The organism is Micromonospora sp. MH99, assembly GCF_021442385.1.
GTDB lineage: Bacteria > Actinomycetota > Actinomycetes > Mycobacteriales > Micromonosporaceae > Micromonospora.
The window spans coordinates 22806-42261 of record NZ_MUZA01000012.1 but is presented as its reverse complement, the minus strand read 5'-3'; the positions used below and the strand labels follow the sequence as shown (position 1 = coordinate 42261).

Annotated in this window: 15 protein-coding genes; all 15 read left to right on the top strand. The window is 70.0% G+C overall.

The annotated features are described in order from the left end of the window. The first annotated feature begins 7 nt into the window (after window positions 1-7). The 15 genes from B0E54_RS09135 to chvE all read left to right on the top strand — a co-directional run bounded on the left by B0E54_RS09135 (window position 8) and on the right by chvE (window position 19402). Window positions 8-1219, top strand: a complete 1212-nt coding sequence (locus tag B0E54_RS09135) for an aromatic acid exporter family protein (protein WP_234582860.1) — start codon at window positions 8-10, stop codon at window positions 1217-1219. A gap of 66 nt (window positions 1220-1285) precedes the next feature. After that, window positions 1286-1813 carry a hypothetical protein gene (locus B0E54_RS09130; protein WP_234582859.1) on the top strand — a complete coding sequence of 176 codons (528 nt, stop codon included), beginning with the start codon at window positions 1286-1288 and terminating at the stop codon, window positions 1811-1813. 60 nt (window positions 1814-1873) lie between these two features. Continuing rightward, a complete protein-coding gene (locus tag B0E54_RS09125; RefSeq protein ID WP_234582857.1) occupies window positions 1874-2716 on the top strand; it encodes a DUF4097 family beta strand repeat-containing protein in 843 nt (280 codons plus the stop codon). Window positions 2717-2750: 34 nt separating this feature from the next. Beyond that, entirely contained in the window at window positions 2751-3728 is a 978-nt protein-coding gene (locus B0E54_RS09120) for an ATP-binding cassette domain-containing protein (protein ID WP_234582856.1), read from the top strand. Beyond that, on the top strand, window positions 3725-4513 hold the full coding sequence (locus tag B0E54_RS09115) for an ABC transporter permease (protein ID WP_234582854.1): 789 nt from the start codon (window positions 3725-3727) through the stop codon (window positions 4511-4513). Before B0E54_RS09120 ends, B0E54_RS09115 begins: the two co-directional genes overlap by 4 nt. Window positions 4514-5192: 679 nt before the next feature. After that, window positions 5193-6875 carry a ribulokinase gene (araB, locus tag B0E54_RS09110; RefSeq protein WP_234582852.1) on the top strand — a complete coding sequence of 561 codons (1683 nt, stop codon included), beginning with the start codon at window positions 5193-5195 and terminating at the stop codon, window positions 6873-6875. Beyond that, complete coding sequence (locus B0E54_RS09105; protein ID WP_234582851.1) at window positions 6872-7564, top strand: L-ribulose-5-phosphate 4-epimerase; 693 nt, start codon at window positions 6872-6874, stop codon at window positions 7562-7564. Before araB ends, B0E54_RS09105 begins: the two co-directional genes overlap by 4 nt. Before the next feature lie 127 nt (window positions 7565-7691). Next, window positions 7692-8684: an ABC transporter substrate-binding protein gene (locus B0E54_RS09100; RefSeq protein WP_234582850.1), complete on the top strand. Its 993-nt coding sequence runs from the start codon at window positions 7692-7694 to the stop codon at window positions 8682-8684. A 190-nt stretch (window positions 8685-8874) separates the two neighbouring features. Continuing rightward, a complete protein-coding gene (locus B0E54_RS09095; RefSeq protein WP_234582849.1) occupies window positions 8875-10416 on the top strand; it encodes a sugar ABC transporter ATP-binding protein in 1542 nt (513 codons plus the stop codon). Next, on the top strand, window positions 10413-11483 hold the full coding sequence (locus tag B0E54_RS09090) for an ABC transporter permease (protein ID WP_234582848.1): 1071 nt from the start codon (window positions 10413-10415) through the stop codon (window positions 11481-11483). Before B0E54_RS09095 ends, B0E54_RS09090 begins: the two co-directional genes overlap by 4 nt. Further along, window positions 11480-12472, top strand: a complete 993-nt coding sequence (gene yjfF / locus B0E54_RS09085) for a galactofuranose ABC transporter, permease protein YjfF (RefSeq protein ID WP_234582847.1) — start codon at window positions 11480-11482, stop codon at window positions 12470-12472. Before B0E54_RS09090 ends, yjfF begins: the two co-directional genes overlap by 4 nt. Before the next feature lie 26 nt (window positions 12473-12498). Beyond that, window positions 12499-14001, top strand: coding sequence for an L-arabinose isomerase (gene araA, locus B0E54_RS09080; RefSeq protein ID WP_234582846.1), 1503 nt, complete (start codon window positions 12499-12501; stop codon window positions 13999-14001). A 339-nt stretch (window positions 14002-14340) separates the two neighbouring features. Beyond that, the gene (locus B0E54_RS09075) at window positions 14341-16461 is read left to right on the top strand and encodes a family 43 glycosylhydrolase (protein ID WP_234582845.1); all 2121 of its coding nucleotides are present in this window, start codon (window positions 14341-14343) and stop codon (window positions 16459-16461) included. Window positions 16462-16875: 414 nt separating this feature from the next. Beyond that, window positions 16876-17865: a LacI family DNA-binding transcriptional regulator gene (locus B0E54_RS09070; protein ID WP_234582844.1), complete on the top strand. Its 990-nt coding sequence runs from the start codon at window positions 16876-16878 to the stop codon at window positions 17863-17865. A 394-nt stretch (window positions 17866-18259) separates the two neighbouring features. Beyond that, on the top strand, window positions 18260-19402 hold the full coding sequence (gene chvE, locus B0E54_RS09065) for a multiple monosaccharide ABC transporter substrate-binding protein (protein WP_234582843.1): 1143 nt from the start codon (window positions 18260-18262) through the stop codon (window positions 19400-19402). Window positions 19403-19456 lie beyond the last annotated feature (54 nt).

Here is a 19456-nt window from a genome sequence, read left to right as displayed (position 1 = left end):
CGCCGCCATGGTCGCTGCCGGTCGGCCCGCTGCGGACAGGGGTGCCGCGGCGCGTGCCGGCGCGCAAGCGAACGCCGCTGCGGCGACGACCGTCGCCCGGCTCCGCGCCCGTCTCTGGGGCACGCTGCGGGACCGCTCGCGGCGGGTTCGGGGCATCGGCGGCCTCGCTCTGCAGGCCGGTCTGGCCGCGGCGCTGTCCTGGGTGGTGGCGCATCAGGTGCTGCACGTCTCGCAGCCGGTGTTCGCGCCGATCTCGGCGGTCTCGACCCTTGCCGCGTCGGTCGGGCAACGGCTGCGTCGCACCGTCGAATTGATCATCGGCGTCACCGTGGGGGTGCTGGTCGGCGACCTGCTGCTCACGGTGACCGGCACCGGGTGGTGGCAACTCGCCCTGATCGTCGTGCTGGCGATCCTCATCGCGTTGTTCCTCGCCGGGAGCGCGGCGGTGGTGATCCAGGCCGGGGCGACGGCGGTGCTCATCGCCACGTTGAGCCCGTCCGTGCGGGACCTGGAGATCCCCCGCTTCGTGGACGCTCTCGTCGGGGGAGCGGTGGCGCTGCTGGTCACCGCCGTCCTTTTGCCGTTGAGCCCGCTGCGGGTGCTCAACCGTGCCGCGCGCCCGGCGTTGGACCTGCTCAGTGCCCAGCTCGACGCCACCGCCGGCGCGCTGGCCGACCGCGACATCGCCCGTGCGCTGGCCGCCCGCACGAAGCTGCGGGAGAACAAGGACGAGCTGCGGGCGCTCATCGAGGCGACCCAGGGTGCCCGGGAGGCCAGCACCCTGTCGCCGGTGCACTGGCATGAGCGGCACGGGCCGGTGGGCCGGTACGCACAGGCCGCCGAACCGATCGACCGGGCGATGCGCAACGCCGGCACGCTGATCCGCCGCGCGGTGACCGTGATCGACGACGGCGAGCCGATCCCGGGAGCGCTGCCGGAGGCCGTCGCCGACCTCGCCGAGGCGGTACGCGTGCTCAAGCGGCAGTTCGCCGCCGGTAAGGAACCCACCCAGGCGCGGGAGCAGGCCCTGTGGGCGGTCTGCGTCGCCGGTGACGCCTACCGGGAGGGCGTCGGTTTCTCCGGTGCCGTCGTGGTGGCGCAGGTCCGGACGACCGTCAGCGACCTGCTGGTCGCCACCGGGCTGACGCAGGAGGTCGCGAACCGGCTGGTCCGGCGCGCGTTCGGGGGGTCTGAGCGTCTCGCCGGCGATCGACGATGACCATCGTGGCAGCAATCTGAGCCATCACTGTTGCACTCTGAGCCAAAATGGTGCCATGATGGTGCCATGGACCTGAGGCCGTACGTCGAGAACCTGCGCAACGAGTTCGCTGTGGCCGCCGAGGGCGTCGACCCGGAGGGTCGGATGCTGGCCGAGCGGCTCTTCACTCAACTGGAGGCGGCGACCCACCTCACGCTGCTCGAGGCGCTGTCCGACGCGGCCGACGAGATCACCCGCGATCTCGCCCCCGGGTCGGTGCACGTCCGGCTGCGGGGGCGGGAGCCCAATTTCGTGGTGACGCCAGCGAGCCCGCCGGCGGACAGCGCGGATGCCGTCAGCGAACCGTCCCCGGCGCCGGCGCCGCTGCTCCCGCCCGAGGGCGACGAGGGCGGCACGTCCCGGATCAACCTCCGCCTCCCCGACCATCTCAAGGCCAGCGTCGACGGGGCCGCCAGCCGGGCCGGACTGTCCGTCAACGCCTGGCTGGTGCGAGCCGTCGCCGCTGCCGTCGCGGCCGGCGGCACGGATCGCCAGCCACCGCGCCGGTTGGAGCCACCCCGGCCCGGCCAGCACGTCACCGGCTGGGCGCGCTGACCGCCGCGCCCCCTCCGCCACCTCCGTTCGCCTGCACCACCCACCTTCCGGGAGACCACCATGCCTGTTTTCGAGACACCAGAACCGATTTCCGTCCAGGTCGAGCTGCCCGTCGGGGACGCCTGGATCGCCGCGACCGACCGCACCGACACGGTGGTGCAGGTGCGCCCCCGCGACCCGTCGAGCAAGGCCGACGTGAGCGCCGCGGAGCAGACCACCGTCGAGTACGCCGCCGGGCTCCTGCGGATCCGGGTGCCGAAGAGCTGGCGCCGGTACGGCTTCGGCTCCGGGCCCTCGGTCGACGTCCTCATCGAGGTGCCGAGCGGGTCACGGCTGCATGCCGAGTCGGCGTGGGCCGCGTTTCGCGGTGAGGGGCGGCTCGGCGAGTGCCGCATCAAGACCGGCAGCGGCATCCGACTCGAGGAGACCGGGCCGCTGGAGATCGACAGCAGCCACGGCGAGGTCGCGGTGGAGCGGGTCACCGGTTCCGCCCGGGTGAAGGCCTCCTCCGGAAAGGTGCGCCTCGGCGCGGTCGACGGCACCGCGGAGATCAAGAACTCCTCCGGCGACTGCTGGATCGGCCGCAGCGGCGGTGACGTCCGCGTCAACACCGCGTACGGGGACATCGCCGTGGACGCGTCGACGGCCTCGGTGACGGCACGCACCGCGTACGGCAACGTCCGGCTCGGCGAGGTCGTCCGCGGGTCGATCGAGTCGCACACCTCGTACGGCGCGATCGAGGTCGGTGTCCGGCGGGGCACCGCCGCCTGGCTCGACGTCAGCTCCCGGCACGGGCGCGTGCACAACGCGCTCGAGTCGACCGACAGCCCGGCCGAGACCGACGAGACGGTCGAGATCCGCGCGAACACCTCCTACGGCGACATCACGATCCGCCGTGCCTGATCCTCCGCGACCCCCCACCACAAATGAGGAGACCATGACCAGCAGCAGGAAACCCGCGATCGTCACCACCGAACTCCGCAAGTCCTACGGTGACAAGGTCGTGCTCGACGGCATCGACCTGATGATCACCGAGGGAACGATCTACGCGCTGCTCGGCCCGAACGGCGCCGGCAAGACCACCACCGTGCAGATCCTCTCCACCCTGCTGCGGGCGGACGGCGGCCACGCCCGCGTCCTCGGGCACGACGTGACCCGGGAGCCCGACGCCGTCCGTGAGCTGATCGGCGTGACCGGCCAGTTCTCCGCAGTGGACAACCTGCTCACCGGTCGGGAGAACCTGAACCTGATGGCCGACCTGTGCCACCTGGACCGGGCAGAGGGGCGCCGGCGGATCGCCGACCTGCTCGCGCGGTTCGATCTGGCCGAGGTGGCGGACAAGCCGGCCTCGACGTACTCCGGTGGTATGCGGCGTCGGCTCGACCTCGCGATGACCCTGGTCGGCGACCCCCGCGTCATCTTCCTCGACGAGCCGACGACCGGCCTCGACCCGCGCAGCCGCCGCGCCATGTGGCACATCATCCGGGCCCTCGCCGCCGAGGGCGTCACCATCCTGCTGACGACCCAGTACCTGGAGGAGGCCGATCAGCTCGCCGACCGTGTCGCGTTCCTCGACCACGGCCGGCTGATCGCCGAGGGCACCCCGCACGAACTCAAGCGACTCATCCCGGGCGGCCACGTCGTGTTGTCCTTCGCCGACCAGGAAGGGCTCGACTCGGCGGCCCGTACGTTCGCGGCGGCCACCCGGGACGACGCCGCGCTCACCCTCCAGGTGCCGAGCGACGGCGGGGTCGGCTCGTTGCGGTCGGTCCTCGACCACCTCGACCGCGACGCGATCACCGTGGCCGGCCTCTCCGTGCACACCCCCGACCTCGACGACGTCTTCCTCGCCCTCACCGGCCGACCCGACACCCGGGCCGGGCGGTCCGGCCACGAAAGGGCTTCCGCGCGATGAGCACCCTCAACCTCGCCCTGCGCGACTCGAACACCATGCTGCGGCGCAACCTCCTGCACATGCGGCGCTATCCCTCGCTGACCCTCATGCTCATCGGGCTACCCGTCATCCTTCTGCTGCTCTTCGTCTACGTCTTCGGCGGCACGCTCGGCGCCGGCCTCGGGCCCTTGGGCGGCCGCGCCGACTACGCCAACTACGTCACCCCGGGCATCCTGCTCATCACGGTGGCCAGCGCGGCGCAGGGCACCGCCATCTCCGTCGCCATGGACATGGCCGAGGGCATCATCGCCCGCTTCCGGACGATGGCGATCTTCCGACCGTCGGTCCTCACCGGCCACGTCGTGGGCAGTGTGCTCCAGACGATGCTCAGCCTCGCGGCCGTCACCGGTGTCGCACTGCTCGTCGGGTTCCGTCCCACCGCCGGTGCCGTCGAGTGGCTCGCCGCGATCGGCGTCCTCACCATGATCACTTTCGCGGTCACCTGGCTGACTGTCGCCCTCGGACTGGCGACGAAGAGCGTCGAGGCGGCCAGCAACGTGCCCATGCCGCTGATGCTCCTGCCGTTCCTCGGCAGCGGGTTCGTCCCCACCGACTCGATGCCGACGGCGGTGCGCCTCTTCGCCGACTACCAACCCTTCACTCCGGTCATGGAGACGCTTCGGGGCCTCCTGCTCGGCAGCGGAATCGGCAGCAACGGGATCCTCGCGGTTGCCTGGTGCGCCGTCATCACGGTGGCCTCCTTCCTCTGGGCCAAGGCGCTCTACAACCGCGGCCGGACCGCCTGACCCGACGGGCTCGCGCGCCCGATCCGCCCGACCCGCCCCGGTCCGGCCCTGCGGGGCCGGGCCGGGGCGCATGATCGACCCGGTTCAGCGATGTCGCGGTGTCCGGCCGACCGGATACCGCGACATCGCCGACCCCGGAGCTGGGTCGAGATCGTGCGGACGGCGGTCGCGAAACGTCGAATGTTATCGATAACACGAGTCCCGGACCGGGCGCGAGAGGTGCACCTCGGCGACCGGATCGCGCGCTCAGGGGCTCGGCGGCGGCCGCCGCGCGGATCATAGATCTGATCATGCGAGGGCGGCGGCCGCCGCGATGTTATCGCTGACATCGCCGATGGTCACGCCACCGTCGCGATCGGAGCGTCCCGGCGGGGCGCGGTGGTAAGGGGCGTCGCTGTCGTCCTGGCGGGTGGGGGAGGCGCCGGGCCGACTGTCGGCCGATGCGGCGTCGGGTCGCGCTCCGGGCGAGGAGGTTTCGGCCGGCTGCCGTCCAGACGTCGCTCTTGCAGGGCTGCGCCGACCGGCCTGAAGACGGAATCGCGGCCTTTGCACCAATCCGGTAGCTACCCGCCCGGCTGGGCGCGGCCTCCGCGTTCCGTTACGGAGCTGTTGCAGCTAGATGTCTTGACGGCGCTGGATGTGAGCGTTAACACTATCCCCGTTAACGGTGGAGGTGAACATGGAGCGTGTGGACGGAGCTGCCGAAAGCTACGTCGTGGGTGTCGATTTCGGCACTCTCTCCGGGCGGGCCCTCGTGGTCCGGGTTTCTGACGGTGCCGAGTTGGGGACCGCGGTCCACGAGTACGGCGACGCGGTCATCAGCGAGACGCTGCCCGGAGGTCGACAACTGCCCCCGGACTGGGCGCTGCAGAACCCGGACGACTACCGCGACGTGCTGCGCTACGCCGTCCCGGCGGCGGTGTCCGCCGCAGGGGTGGACCCCGCAGCGGTGGTGGGCATCGGCATCGACTTCACCGCCTGCACCGTGCTGCCGACCGACGCCCACGGCACCCCGCTCTGCGAGGTTCCCGAGCTGCGCGACCGGCCGCACTCCTGGGTCAAGCTGTGGAAGCACCACGCCGCGCAGCCGCACGCCGACCGGATCAACGCGCTGGCCCACGAGCGGGCCGAGCCGTGGATCGGCAGGTACGGCGGCAAGATCTCCGCCGAGTGGCAGTACGCCAAGGGTCTGCAGATCCTGGAGGAGGACCCGGAGATCTACCACCGGGCCGAGCGGTTCATCGAGGCCGCCGACTGGATCGTCTGGCAGCTCAGCGGCACCGAGACCCGTAACGTCTGCACCGCTGGCTACAAGGGCATCCTGCAGGACGGGCAGTACCCGTCCGAGAGCTTCCTGACCGCGCTCAACCCCGACTTCGGCGACTTCGTGGCCAAGCTCGACGGCCCGCTGCTGCCCCTCGGCGCCCGCGCCGGCACGCTCACCGCCCGCGCCTCGGCCTGGACCGGTCTGCCGGAGGGGATCGCGGTGGCCGTCGGCAACGTCGACGCGCACGTCACCGCGGCGTCCGCGCAGGCCGTGGAGCCCGGTCGGCTGGTCGCCATCATGGGCACCTCGACCTGCCACGTCGTCAACGGCGCGGAGGTCGCCGAGGTGGCCGGCATGTGCGGTGTCGTGGACGGCGGCATCAGCCCCGGCGCCTGGGGCTACGAGGCCGGGCAGAGCGGCGTCGGCGACATCTTCGGCTGGTTCGTCGAGCACGGCGCACCCGCCGGCCTCGACTCGCACGAACGCCTCACCGAGCTTGCCGCCAGCCAGCCGGTCGGCGCACACGGCCTGGTCGCACTGGACTGGTGGAACGGCAACCGCTCGCTGCTGGTCAACCACGACCTCAGCGGGATGATCGTCGGGATGACCCTGGCCACCCGGCCACAGGACATCTACCGCGCGCTGCTGGAGTCCACGGCGTACGGCACCCGAATGATCATCGACGCGTTCGTCGAGGCCGGAGTTCCGGTGAACGACCTGGTGATCGCCGGCGGTCTCACCAACAACAAGCTCCTGATGCAGATCTACGCCGACGTGACCAGGCGACCGCTGAACATCATCGCGTCCGCGCAGGGGCCGGCGCTCGGGTCGGCGATCCACGCCGCCGTCGCCGCCGGGGCGTACCCGTCGATCCACGAGGCGTCGCAGGCGATGGGGCGCGTGCACGAGGCCGTCTACACGCCGGATCCCGACCGGGCGCGCGCCTACGACGCCCTGTACGCCGAGTACCGGGCCCTGCACGACCACTTCGGCCGGGGTGGCAACGACGTCATGCTCCGCCTGCGGGCGATCCGCAACGCGGCGGTCGAGGCCGTCGCGGCCACGCACGAGGCGCCGCTGGAGGTCGTCGCATGAACGCAGAGGTGAGTCGGCAGATCGGCGAGCTGCGCGAGGTCGTCGCCCGTCTGCACAGCGAGCTGACGCGCTACAACCTGGTCGCCTGGACGTCCGGCAACGTCTCGGCACGGGTCCCCGGCCAGGACCTCATGGTGATCAAGCCGAGCGGCGTGGGCTACGACGACCTCACGGCCGACACCATGGTCGTCTGCGACCTCGACGGTGTCCTCGTCGAGGGGGACCTCGCCCCGTCCAGCGACACGGCCGCCCACGCCTACGTCTACCGCGCCATGCCCGAGGTCGGCGGGGTCGTGCACACGCACAGCTCGTACGCCAGCGCCTGGGCCGCCTGCGGTGAGGCGATCCCCTGCCACCTCACGGCGCAGGCCGACGAGTTCGGCGGGGAGATCCCGCTGGGCCCGTTCGCGCTGATCGGTGGCGACGACATCGGCAAGGGCATCGTCGCCACCCTCGCCGGGCACCGCTCTCCCGCGGTGCTGATGCGCAACCACGGCGTCTTCTCCATCGGTCGGGACGCCCGGGCAGCGGTCAAGGCCGCGGTCATGTGCGAGGACGTGGCCCGCACCGCGTACCTGGCGCGGACCCTCGGGCAGCCGGTGCCGATCGCGCAGGCCGACATCGACGCTCTCTACCACCGCTACCAGAACGTCTACGGCCAACAACCAGTCGCACCGGCAGGCCCCTGACCGTCTCCAACGGCCACCGGGCCCGCCGGTCTGCTCCACCGACGCACCAGCACGCACCACCCGCGTACGCCACCCTCTGCTCCTCGGCGGCTCACGCGGTCCCACCACACCCAGCCAAGGAGAACTGATGAGAAAGATGCGAACGCAGCGCGCTATCGCGGTCCTCGCCAGCGTGCTGCTCGTCGGCGGCGTGGCGGCCTGCGGCAACAGCGACACCGGCGGCGGCGGGTCCAAGGACGACGGCAAGATCACGATGGGCTTCTCCCAGGTCGGTGCGGAGAGCGGGTGGCGTACCGCGAACACCACCTCGATCAAGGAGTCTGCCGCCGCGGCCGGCATCGAGCTGAAGTTCGACGACGCGCAGCAGAAGCAGGAAAACCAGATCAAGGCGATCCGCAACTACATCCAGCAGAAGGTCGACGTCATCGCCTTCTCGCCGGTTGTGGAGTCCGGGTGGGACACCGTGCTCAAGGAGGCCAAGGACGCCGGCATTCCGGTCATCCTGACCGACCGCTCGGTCGACTCGGCCGACAAGAGCCTGTACAAGACGTTCCTCGGCTCGGACTTCGTCAAGGAGGGCCGGCTCGCCGGTGAGTGGCTGGTCGAGCAGAAGAAGGGCGCGACCGGCCCGGTGAACATCGTCGAGCTGCAGGGCAACACCGGTGCCGCTCCGGCCAACGACCGCAAGAAGGGCTTCGGCGAGGCGATCGCCGCCAACCCGAACCTGAAGATCATCGCTTCCCAGCCGGGTGACTTCACCCGGGCGGGCGGCAAGCAGGTCATGGAGCAGTTCCTCAAGGCCAACCCGAAGATCGACGTGCTGTTCGCGCACAACGACGACATGGGTCTGGGCGCGCTCGAGGCCATCACCGCGGCCGGCAAGGTGCCCGGCAAGGACATCACCATCATCACTGTCGACGCCGTCAAGGACGGCATGCAGGCCCTCGCCGACGGGAAGTTCAACTTCATCGCGGAGTGCAGCCCGCTGCTCGGCCCACAGCTGATGGACCTGGCCAAGAAGGTCAAGGCGGGCGAGACGGTGCCGCCTCGGATCGAGACCGAGGAGACCACCTTCACGCAGGAGCAGGCCAAGGAGGCTCTGCCCACCCGCAAGTACTGATCGACGCAGGGGGGTCGCCGCGCTCGCGTGGCGGCCCCGCCGCGTCGCCTTACAAACCCGAACGGACCGGGCATGACCCGCGATGACCCGCGCCACGCCCGCCCGAGCCTCCCGCAGGGGCGGCCGGGCGGGCGCGGTGGGAGCGCAGCGGCCCTTCCGCGTCGACAACCCCCAGAAGAGGTCTGATGGGATGACGGATAGCCGTCCGGTCCTGACGATGACCGGGATCAGCAAGTCCTTTCCCGGGGTGCGCGCACTCCACGACGTCAACTTCCGGCTCTTCCCCGGCGAGGTGCACGCCCTGATGGGCGAGAACGGCGCCGGCAAGTCGACCCTCATCAAGGTGCTGACCGGCGTCTACGACACCGACGAGGGCGCGATCACCCTCCACGGTGAGCCGGTGTCCTTCACCGGCCCGATGCAGGCGACGGCGGCCGGCGTGAGCACCGTCTACCAGGAGGTCAATCTCTGCACCAACCTCTCGGTGGCGGAGAACATCTTCATCGGCCGCGAGCCGCGGCTTCTCGGCGCCGTCCGCTGGGGTGAGGTCCGCCGACGCGCCCGCGCGCTCCTGGCCCGCCTCGACCTCGACCTCGACGTCAGCGCGCCGCTGGGCTCGTACTCCCTCGCGATCCAGCAGATGGTCGCGATCGCCCGTGCGATCGACATCCAGGCCCGGGTGCTGATCCTGGACGAGCCGACGTCCAGCCTCGACGCGGGTGAGGTCGCGCAACTGTTCCGCATCATGCGGCAACTGCGCGACGAGGGCATCGCGATCCTGTTCGTGACCCACTTCCTCGACCAGGTCTACGAGATCGCCGACCGCATCACCGTGCTGCGCAACGGCGGCCTCGTCGGCGAGTACCCGACCGCCGAGCTGCCCCAGCTCAGCCTCGTCGAGAAGATGATCGGCAAGGAACTCGACGTCCTCGAAGGCATCGAGGAGCACTCCCGGCGGGACCTGGCCGAGCTGGAGGAGGGCACCCCGCTGGTGGCGGTGTCGAACCTCGGCCGGGCGGGCGCGGTCGCGCCGTTCAGCCTGACCATCCACGCCGGCGAGGTGGTGGGCCTGGCCGGTCTGCTGGGCTCCGGGCGTACCGAGGTGGCGCGGCTGTTCTTCGGCGCCGACCGGGCCGACGGCGGGCAGGTCGCGATCGACGGCACGTCGAGCAGCCTGCGTACCCCCGCGCAGGCCATCGACCAGGGCGTCGGCTTCTGCTCGGAGAACCGCCGAGCCGAGGGCATCGTTCCCGAGCTGTCGGTCCGCGAGAACATCATCCTCGCCATGCAGGCCGCCCGTGGCTGGCTGCGGCCCATCCCGCGGCGCCGGCAGGACGAGCTGGTCGACAAGTACGTCAAGGCCCTCAACATCCGTCCGGCGGACCCGGAGGTGCCGGTCCGCAACCTCTCCGGCGGCAACCAGCAGAAGGTGCTCCTGGCCCGGTGGCTGATCACCGAGCCACGGCTGCTGATCCTGGACGAGCCGACCCGGGGCATCGACATCGGCGCGAAGACCGAGATCCAGCGGCTCGTGACGCAGTTGTCCGACGGCGGAATGGCGGTGCTGTTCATCTCCGCCGAGCTGGAGGAGGTGCTGCGCCTCAGCCACAAGGTGGCGGTCATGCGCGACCGGCAGATGGTCGCGCAGCTCGCCAACGACGAGGGCCTCGACGCCGAGCGCATCATGCAGACGATCGCGAGTGGATCTCACCGGGAGGAGGTGGACCGATGAACGACACCATGGGCCGCTATCGGACGATGATCGGTCACCGGCTGTTCTGGCCCATCGCCGTGCTGGTCGTCATGCTCGCCGCGAACACGATCTACCGGCCCGGGTTCCTGTCCATCGAGCTCAAGGACGGGCACCTGTACGGCTCGCCGATCGACATCCTGCGGTTGAGCGCCCCGCTGATCCTCGTCGCGCTGGGCATGACCCTGGTCATCTCGACCGGCGGCATCGACCTGTCGGTCGGCTCGGTGTGCGCGATCAGCGGCGCGATGGCCTGCATGTACATCAGCAAGCAGCCCGACCAGAACAGTCTCACAGTGGTGCTGACCGCCCTCGCGATGGCGTTGGGGGTCGCGCTCGTGCTCGGCGTCTGGAACGGGGTGCTGGTGGCCGTGATCGGAATCCAACCGATCATCGCCACCCTGATCCTGATGGTGGCCGGCCGGGGCCTCGCCCAGCTGATCACCCAGGGGCAGATCATCACCATCAACTCGGGGCCGTTCCGGGGGATCGGGCTGGGTCACCTGCTGACCCTGCCGCTGGCCATCTTCATCGCCCTCGCCGCGGCGCTGCTCGTCGCCGCGTTCACCCGCCGTACCGCACTCGGCATGATCATCGAGTCGGTGGGCGGCAACGCGGAGGCGAGCCGCCTCGCCGGCATCCGCTCCGGCCGGGTCATCTTCCTCGCGTACGTCGTCAGCGCCGTCTGCGCGGCGATCGCCGGCTTCATGATGACGGCAAACGTCTCCAGCGCCGACGGCAACGCCGTCGGCCTCTGGGTGGAGTTGGACGCCATCCTCGCGGTCGTCATCGGTGGCACGTCCCTCGCCGGCGGCCGGTTCTTCCTGAGCGGCACGATCCTCGGGGCGCTGATCATCCAGACCCTGACCACCACGGTGTACGCCATGAACATCTCGCCGCAGACGTCGCTGCTGTTCAAAGCGGTGGTCGTCATCGCCGTCTGCCTCATCCAGGCGCCGGCGTTCCGTGCCAAGTTCAGCCGGCGCAGAAGAAGCGCCCCGCCGCCGCGCCCCGTCGCCGACAAGCCGAAGGAGCAGGTGCCGGCATGACCACCGGATCGCTCACCGTCCCCCGCCGTACCCGGTTCCGGCTGCCTCGGCGGCAGGTGCCGGTGCTGGCCACGCTCGCCCTGCTCCTGGTGATGTACGGCATCGGCGTGTCCCAGTACACGGCGTTCTCGAACGTGCAGGTCATCTTCAACGTCTTCATCGACAACGGCTTCCTGCTCGTCGTCGCGGTGGGGATGACCTTCGTGATCCTCACCGGTGGCATCGACCTGTCGGTGGGCTCCGTCGTCGCCATGACGGCGATGGTGTCGGCGGACCTGTTGCAGAAGGGCCTGCCCGCGGCGCTCGTGCTCGTCATCGCCCTGCTCATCGGCCCGACGCTCGGCCTGTTGATGGGGTGCGCCATCCACTTCTTCGACATCCAGCCGTTCATCGTCACGCTCGCCGGGATGTTCTTCGCCCGCGGCATGTGCACGTTCATCTCCGGCTCGTCCATCCCGATCACCGACGGGTTCTGGACCAGGATGTCGCAGGAGCGGATCGGGGATCCCCGGGGCAACTTCGTCTCGATCAGCGTGTTGATCGCCTTCGCCGTGGTGCTCGTCGCGGCGTACGTGCTGGCCTACACCCGGTTGGGGCGCAACGTCTACGCGATCGGCGGCAACCCGCAGTCGGCGCTGCTGATGGGCCTGCCGTTGGGGCGGACCCGGATCGCCGTCTACACGATCAGCGGCCTGTGCTCCGCGATCGGCGGCATCCTGCTGTCCTTCTACACCCTCTCGGGCGCCCCGCTGATCGCCGTCGGCATGGAGTTGGACGTCATCGCCGCCGTCGTGATCGGAGGCACCGTGCTCACCGGTGGCTCGGGTTACGTCTTCGGCACGGTGCTGGGCGTGCTGGTGCTGGGTGTGATCCAGACCCTCATCACGTTCGACGGGAGTCTCAACTCCTGGTGGACCAAGATCGTGATCGGCGGTCTGCTCTTCGCGTTCATCCTCCTGCAGCGCCTCATCGGAATCCGTTACAAGTGACAGTTCCTCTCGTGGAAGGCAACCCCATGGCACCACAAACCCAACCCGAGATCTGGTTCCTCACCGGCAGCCAAGGCATGTACGGCGAGGAGACGCTCCGGCAGGTCGCCGAGCAGTCTCGCCAGATCGCGGCCGCGCTCGACGACTCGCCGCAGATTCCCGCCAGGGTGGTCTGGAAGCCCGTCCTGACCAACAGCGGTGAGATCCTGCGGGTCTGCCGGGACGCCGCCGCCCAGGGGGCCATCGGGGTCATCGCGTGGATGCACACGTTCTCACCGGCGAAGATGTGGATCTCCGGTCTGGACGCCCTGCAGACGCCGCTGCTGCACCTGCACACCCAGGCGAACGTCCTGCTGCCGTGGGACGACATCGACATGGACTTCATGAACCTGAACCAGGCCGCCCACGGCGACCGTGAGTTCGGGTACATCCAGACCCGGCTCGGGGTGGCCCGCAAGACCGTCGCCGGGCACGTGAGCGACCCGCGGGTGACCAGCCGGGTCGGGGCCTGGGCCCGCGCGGCGCTCGGCTGGTCGGCGATGCGGTCGCTGCGGCTGGCCCGCTTCGGCGACAACATGCGCGACGTCGCGGTGACCGAGGGCGACAAGGTCGAGGCGGAGCTGCGCTTCGGGGTGTCGGTCAACACCTACGGCGTCAACGACCTGGTCCAGGTGGTCGGTGAGGTCGCCGACGCCGACGTCGACGAGCTGGTCAAGGAGTACGGCGACAGCTACCGCGTCGGCGCCGAGCTGCTTCCCGGGGGTGAGCGGCACGACTCGCTGCGCTACGCGGCCCGTCTGGAACTCGGCATGCGCGCGTTCCTGGACGCCGGCGGGTTCCGGGCGTTCACCACGAACTTCGAGGACCTCGGTGGTCTGCGTCAGCTGCCCGGCATCGCCGTGCAGCGGCTGATGGCCGACGGCTACGGCTTCGGCGGCGAGGGCGACTGGAAGACGTCAGTCCTGCTGCACACCCTCAAGGCGATGTCGGTGGGGGTCGAGGGCGGCACGTCCTTCATGGAGGACTACACCTACGACCTGACTCCGGGTCGGGAGCTGGTGCTGGGCGCCCACATGCTCGAGGTCTGCCCCACCATCGCGTCCGACGTGCCCGACGTGGAGATCCACCCGCTGAGCATCGGCGGGCGGGAGGACCCGGTGCGGCTCGTGTTCGACGCCGCGCCCGGCCCGGCGGTGGTGCTGGGGCTGGCCGACATGGGGGAGCGGTTCCGGCTCGTGGCCAACGAGATCGACGTCGTGACGCCGCCGCAGCCGCTGCGCCGGCTGCCGGTCGCCCGCGCCGTCTGGCGGCCGCGACCGGACCTGCCGGTCTCGGCCGAGGCGTGGATCACCGCCGGCGCCCCCCACCACACCGTGCTGTCGCAGGCGGTGGGCACCGAGGAGCTGCATGACCTGGCCGAGATGAGCCGGACCGAGCTCGTCGTCATCGACGCCGACACCGAGCCGCGCCGCTTCGCCGACGAGATCCGCTGGAACCAGGCGTACTACCGGCTGGCCCGCGGCTTCTGATCGAGGCGTTTGGAGCGTTCACGACAAACGGGTGGTCCATCCCTGCCTGCGGGCGGGGTGGGCCACCCGTTCGCGTGTGCGCCGGCGGGGCCGCGAGGCGGTTGTGTTACGACTTGACGAACAGCATGTTATCGCTCACAGTCTATAGCCAAGATGGTCGATGTCGTTGGCTGGTCCGGCCGCGCGCGCGTCCTACCCCGCGGTTTCGGCACCTCGTCGCCGCGACGGTCGGACGATCGGTGTTAGCGATCACATGGCCGGGCGTGGTCAGCTCGGTGCCCCGCCCGGTGCCGCGGACGCCGACCCAGACCGCACGGTTCGCGTCAGCAGAGGAGGATCATGCTTTCCATCGGTCGGGTTCCCCCGGGTGCGCCACGTCGGCGCGGGTGGCTGTCGAGACTCGCGGTCGCCGCGATGACACTTGTGGTCGGTGGCGCGGCCGCGGCGGTGGCCGCAGCGCCCGCGTCAGCGGCGACTGTGGACACCAGCGCGTGGTACGTGTTGGTGAACCGCAACAGCGGTAAGGCTGTGGACGTGTACAACCTGGCCACGAACGACGGTGCGCGGATCACGCAGTGGACGCGTAACAACGGGAACCAGCAGCAGTGGCAGTTCGTGGACTCCGGGGGTGGTTACTACCGGGTCAAGTCGCGGTTGTCGGGCAAGGTGCTGGATGTGTCCGGCCGTTCGACGGCCAACGGCGGGGCGATCGTGCAGTGGTCCGACAACAACGGCACCAACCAGCAGTTCCGGTTGGCCGACTCGGACAGCGGCTATGTGCGGTTGATCAACCGCAACAGCAACAAGGCGATGGAGGTGCAGGGCGCGTCGACCGCCGATGGTGGCAACATCGTGCAGTACGACGACTGGAACGGCACCAACCAGCAGTGGCAGCTCGTGCGCGTCGACGGCGGGGGCAACCCGACCACGCCGCCGCCCACCACGCCGCCCCCGTCGAACGGCACCTACTCGAACCCGGTGGTCTGGCAGGACTTCGCCGACGTCGACATCATCCGGGTCGACAACGTCTACTACATGTCGGCCTCCACCATGCACTACTCGCCGGGCGCTCCCGTGCTGCGCTCGTACGACCTGGTGAACTGGGAGTACGCCGGGCACTCCGTACCCCGGTTGGACTTCGGCTCGAAGTACGACATGAGCGGTGGTAACGCGTACGTCGACGGGATCTGGGCCTCGACGTTGAACTACCGGCCGAGCAACAAGACGTTCTACTGGGCCGGGTGCATCGACTTCGCGCAGACCCACATCTACACCGCGTCCGCCGTCGACTCGACGTGGAGCAAGCTCACCACCATCCCCAACTGCTACTACGACGCCGGCATGCTGATCGACGACAACGACACCATGTACGTCGCGTACGGCAACACCAACATCAGCGTCGCGCAGCTGTCCGCCGACGGGAAGACGCAGGTCCGCAGCCAGCAGGTCTACAGCACGCCGTCGAGCATCGGGACGCTGGAGGGCGCGCGCTTCTACAAGCGCAACGGCGCCTACTACATCTGGCTCACCCGGCCGGCCAACGGCCAGTACGTGCTGAAGTCGACAAACGGCCCGTTCGGCCCCTACGAGCAGCGTCAGGTGCTGCTCAACCTGCCCGGCCCGATCTCCGGTGGCGGCGTGCCGCACCAGGGCGGACTGGTGCAGACGCAGAACGGCGACTGGTACTACATGGCGTTCGTCGACGCGTACCCCGGTGGCCGGATGCCCGCCATGGCGCCGATCACCTGGACCGGCGACGGCTGGCCGGTCCTGCAGACCGTCAACGGCACGTGGGGCAGCTCGTACCCGAAGCCGAACCTGCCCGCCGCGCCCCGGGCGGTGAAGCCACTCACCGGCACCGACACGTTCGCCGGCACCACCCTCGGCCCGCAGTGGGAGTGGAACCACAACCCCGACAACAGCAAGTGGTCGGTCAACAACGGGCTGACCCTGCAGACCGCCACCGTGACCGGCGACCTGTACAAGGCGCGCAACACGCTGACCCACCGGATCCAGGGACCCACCTCGACCGCCACCATCGAGCTGGACTACTCCACCATGCGCGACGGTGATCGCACCGGCCTGGCGGTGCTGCGCAACTCGTCGGCCTGGATCGGGGTCCGACGGGACAACGGGTCCACCCGCCTGGTCATGCAGAACGGGCTGACGATGGACGACAGCTGGAACACCACAAGCACCGGCAGCGAGGTGGCGAGCACCGCAGTCTCCGGTGGCCGGATCTGGTTGCGGGCCAACGCCGACATCAGACCCGGGTCCGGCCGGCAGGCCCGCTTCTCGTACAGCACCGACGGGGTCAACTTCACGTCCTTCGGCAACGCCCTGACCCTGGCGAACAACTGGCAGTTCTTCATGGGCTACCGGTTCGCCATCTTCAACCACGCCACCCAGGCGCTCGGTGGCGCGGTCACCGTGCGCCGATTCGACCTGACGACACCGTGACGCCGGTCACACAACCAGTAATCCACGGGTGACGCGCACGGACCACCCCTCCCACCGCGGAAGGTGTCCACGTCCCCGGCTCCGGCCCGCCGCCGCCCTGTTCCGCGCTCTGTCCAGGAGCGCGGAGCGGGGCGGCGGTCCGCTGTGGCCGGCCCGGGTCGGGGCGTCCGGCAGGCGCGGCGCGTGGCGCTGGCCGCCCGACCTGGCACACGCCGTGTCGTTCGCGCTCAGCCGTTCCGTGTTCGAGGCGGTGCCTGGCGTAGACTGTCGGCGATCCAGCGCTGGTCACCTGCGATTCAGCACCGGCGTGGTGGCTGAGCGAGGGGGATCGGGCCGGGCCGCTCCAGTCAACGTCGACGGGCCGCGGGTCGGGTTGCAGGCGGGGGGAGTGAAATGGCCGTGCACGGTCCCGCGATGACAGACGTCGCTCGTCTGGCCGGTGTCTCCCACCAGACGGTGTCTCGGGTGCTCAACGGGCACCCCAACGTGCGTGAGCAGACCCGCTTGCGGGTACGGGCGGCGATCGCCGAACTCGGCTACCGCCCGAACGGCGCCGCGCGCGCACTGGTGACCGGCCGGTCCCAGGTCATCGGCGTGGTGGCACAGAACACGACCCTCTACGGCCCGGCGTCGCTGCTGGCCGCCCTGGAGCAGACGGCCGCGGAGGAGGGCTTCGCGGTCAGCGTGGGCAGCGTCCGTAACCTCGACCACCGCTCCATCTCCGCCGCTGTCGAACGGCACCTGGCGCACCGGGTGGCCGGCATCGTCGTCATCGCGCCCGTCGAGTCGGCCGGCGAGGCCCTGGAACGGCTGCCCAAGGACGTTCCACTGGTCACCGTCGACGGCGATCCGCACCGGCCGGTGCCGTTGGTGACCGTCGACCAGGTGGCTGGCGCGCGGGCGGCGACCCAGCATCTCCTCGACGCCGGGCACCGCACCGTGTGGCACGTCTCGGGGCCGTCCGACTGGTTCGACAGCGCCGGCCGGATCGAGGGCTGGCGGGCGGCGCTCTTGGCCGCGGGGATCGACCCACCGCCCCTGATGCACGGGGACTGGTCAGCGTCGTCGGGCTACCGGTGCGGGCAGATGCTCGCCCGGATGCCGGAGGTGACCGCGATCTTCACGGCCAACGACCACCTCGCTCTGGGCGTGCTGCGGGCCCTGCACGAGTTCGGGCGGCGGGTGCCGGCCGAGATCAGCGTCGTGGGTTTCGACGACGTGCCGGAGGCCGCGTACTTCATTCCGCCGCTGACGACCGTACGACCGGACTTCGACGCGGTGGCCCGGGCGAGCCTGCAGATGTTGCTGACCCAGATCGAGTCGGGCATCGGTGGGGGTGCCCTGCGGCAGACCATCGCCCCGGCCCTCGTCGCCCGCGACAGCGTCGCCCCGCCCCGCCACTGAGGGGGCGCCCGGTGTCGTACGCCTCGGAGGCCGCCGCGCGGCTCACCGCTTCGCCGTCGCTGCCGGCGTGCGTCGATCACCAACCGGCGGCCTCGTCGGTCCTGCCGTCGTGTGCTCGGCGGACGGTCCACCAGCCGGCCTCGTCGTCGGTCCTGCCGGCGCGTGCTCGGCGAGCGGTCCACGCGCAGACCGTTCCGGAGCACGTACTTGCGGCCGTCGATCGATCGCGGCCCGGGTTACGGGAGGTGACGTCGACGGCGACGCCTCCGTTACGAGACCGTGACACCGGTATTTCGGATCAAGTGTTGACGTGCCCGATGTGAGCGCTAACACTACCCGAAAGATGACAGGTGGCCCCGGCGGTCAGCGGGGGGAATCGGGAGAGGAGAAGCCCGTGAGCAGGAAATTCCTGGTTGCTCTCGGTAGTGCGGCGCTGGCGCTGAGCCTGGCGGCGTGCAGTGGTGGAGGTGCCGGCAGCGGCGGCGACACCAGCGACAAGAAGCCGGGGGACCTGACGATCGGTGTCTCGATGCCGACGCAGACCTCCGAGCGGTGGATCGCCGACGGCAACGCGGTGAAGTCCAAGCTGGAGGCGAAGGGCTACAAGGTCGACCTGCAGTACGCGGGCGACGACATCCCCACCCAGTCGCAGCAGGTCGACCAGATGATCACCCAGGGCGCCGACGTCCTGGTCATCGCGGCGATCGACGGCACCGCCCTCAGCAGCCAGCTGCAGGCCGCCGCGGCCGCGAAGATCCCGGTCATCTCCTACGACCGGCTGATCCGTGGCAGCAAGGACGTCGACTTCTACGTCAGCTTCGACAACTACAAGGTTGGCGTCGCCCAGGGCACCGCGCTGCTGGTCGGTCTCGGCCTGCTGAACAAGGACGGCTCGAAGGGCACCGCCAAGGGGCCGTTCAACATCGAGCTCTTCGCCGGCTCGCTCGACGACAACAACACGCAGTACTTCTTCGGCGGTGCGATGGACACGCTGAAGCCGTACGTCGACGCCGGCACGCTGAAGGTGAAGTCCAAGCAGACCACCCCCGAGCAGGTGGCGACCCTGCGGTGGCAGCAGGAGACCGCGCAGAAGCGGATGGAGAACCTGCTGACCTCCAGCTACAACGACGGCTCGAAGGTCGACGGCGTGCTGTCGCCGTACGACGGCATCTCCCGGGGCATCATCACCGCCCTGCAGAACGCCGGCTACGGCAGCGGCGCCAAGAAGCTGCCCGTCGTGACCGGTCAGGACGCGGAGATCGCCTCGATCAAGCTGATCAACGACGGCGTGCAGAACTCGACCGTCTTCAAGGACACCCGCCTGCTCGCCGACCAGGCCGTGAACGCCGCCGAGGCGTTCCTGCAGAAGAAGCAGCCGCAGGCGAACGACACGCAGACGTACAACAACGGCGTCAAGGTCGTTCCGGCCTACCTGCTGCCGATCGCGACCGTCTACAAGGACGACATCAAGGCGACGCTGATCGACTCCGGCTACTGGACGGCGGAAGAGGTCGCCGCCGGTCAGGCCAAGAAGTAAGTCACCCCGTCGGGCTCGGCGGACAACCGCCGAGCCCGACGCCGTGATGGACCG

Coding starts and splice junctions, on each gene's coding strand:
- B0E54_RS09135 (WP_234582860.1), top strand. CDS start 8: ATGGTCGCTGCCGGTCGGCCCGCTGCGGACAGGGGTGCCGCGGCGCGT.
- B0E54_RS09130 (WP_234582859.1), top strand. CDS start 1,286: ATGGACCTGAGGCCGTACGTCGAGAACCTGCGCAACGAGTTCGCTGTG.
- B0E54_RS09125 (WP_234582857.1), top strand. CDS start 1,874: ATGCCTGTTTTCGAGACACCAGAACCGATTTCCGTCCAGGTCGAGCTG.
- B0E54_RS09120 (WP_234582856.1), top strand. CDS start 2,751: ATGACCAGCAGCAGGAAACCCGCGATCGTCACCACCGAACTCCGCAAG.
- B0E54_RS09115 (WP_234582854.1), top strand. CDS start 3,725: ATGAGCACCCTCAACCTCGCCCTGCGCGACTCGAACACCATGCTGCGG.
- araB (WP_234582852.1), top strand. CDS start 5,193: ATGGAGCGTGTGGACGGAGCTGCCGAAAGCTACGTCGTGGGTGTCGAT.
- B0E54_RS09105 (WP_234582851.1), top strand. CDS start 6,872: ATGAACGCAGAGGTGAGTCGGCAGATCGGCGAGCTGCGCGAGGTCGTC.
- B0E54_RS09100 (WP_234582850.1), top strand. CDS start 7,692: ATGAGAAAGATGCGAACGCAGCGCGCTATCGCGGTCCTCGCCAGCGTG.
- B0E54_RS09095 (WP_234582849.1), top strand. CDS start 8,875: ATGACGGATAGCCGTCCGGTCCTGACGATGACCGGGATCAGCAAGTCC.
- B0E54_RS09090 (WP_234582848.1), top strand. CDS start 10,413: ATGAACGACACCATGGGCCGCTATCGGACGATGATCGGTCACCGGCTG.
- yjfF (WP_234582847.1), top strand. CDS start 11,480: ATGACCACCGGATCGCTCACCGTCCCCCGCCGTACCCGGTTCCGGCTG.
- araA (WP_234582846.1), top strand. CDS start 12,499: ATGGCACCACAAACCCAACCCGAGATCTGGTTCCTCACCGGCAGCCAA.
- B0E54_RS09075 (WP_234582845.1), top strand. CDS start 14,341: ATGCTTTCCATCGGTCGGGTTCCCCCGGGTGCGCCACGTCGGCGCGGG.
- B0E54_RS09070 (WP_234582844.1), top strand. CDS start 16,876: ATGACAGACGTCGCTCGTCTGGCCGGTGTCTCCCACCAGACGGTGTCT.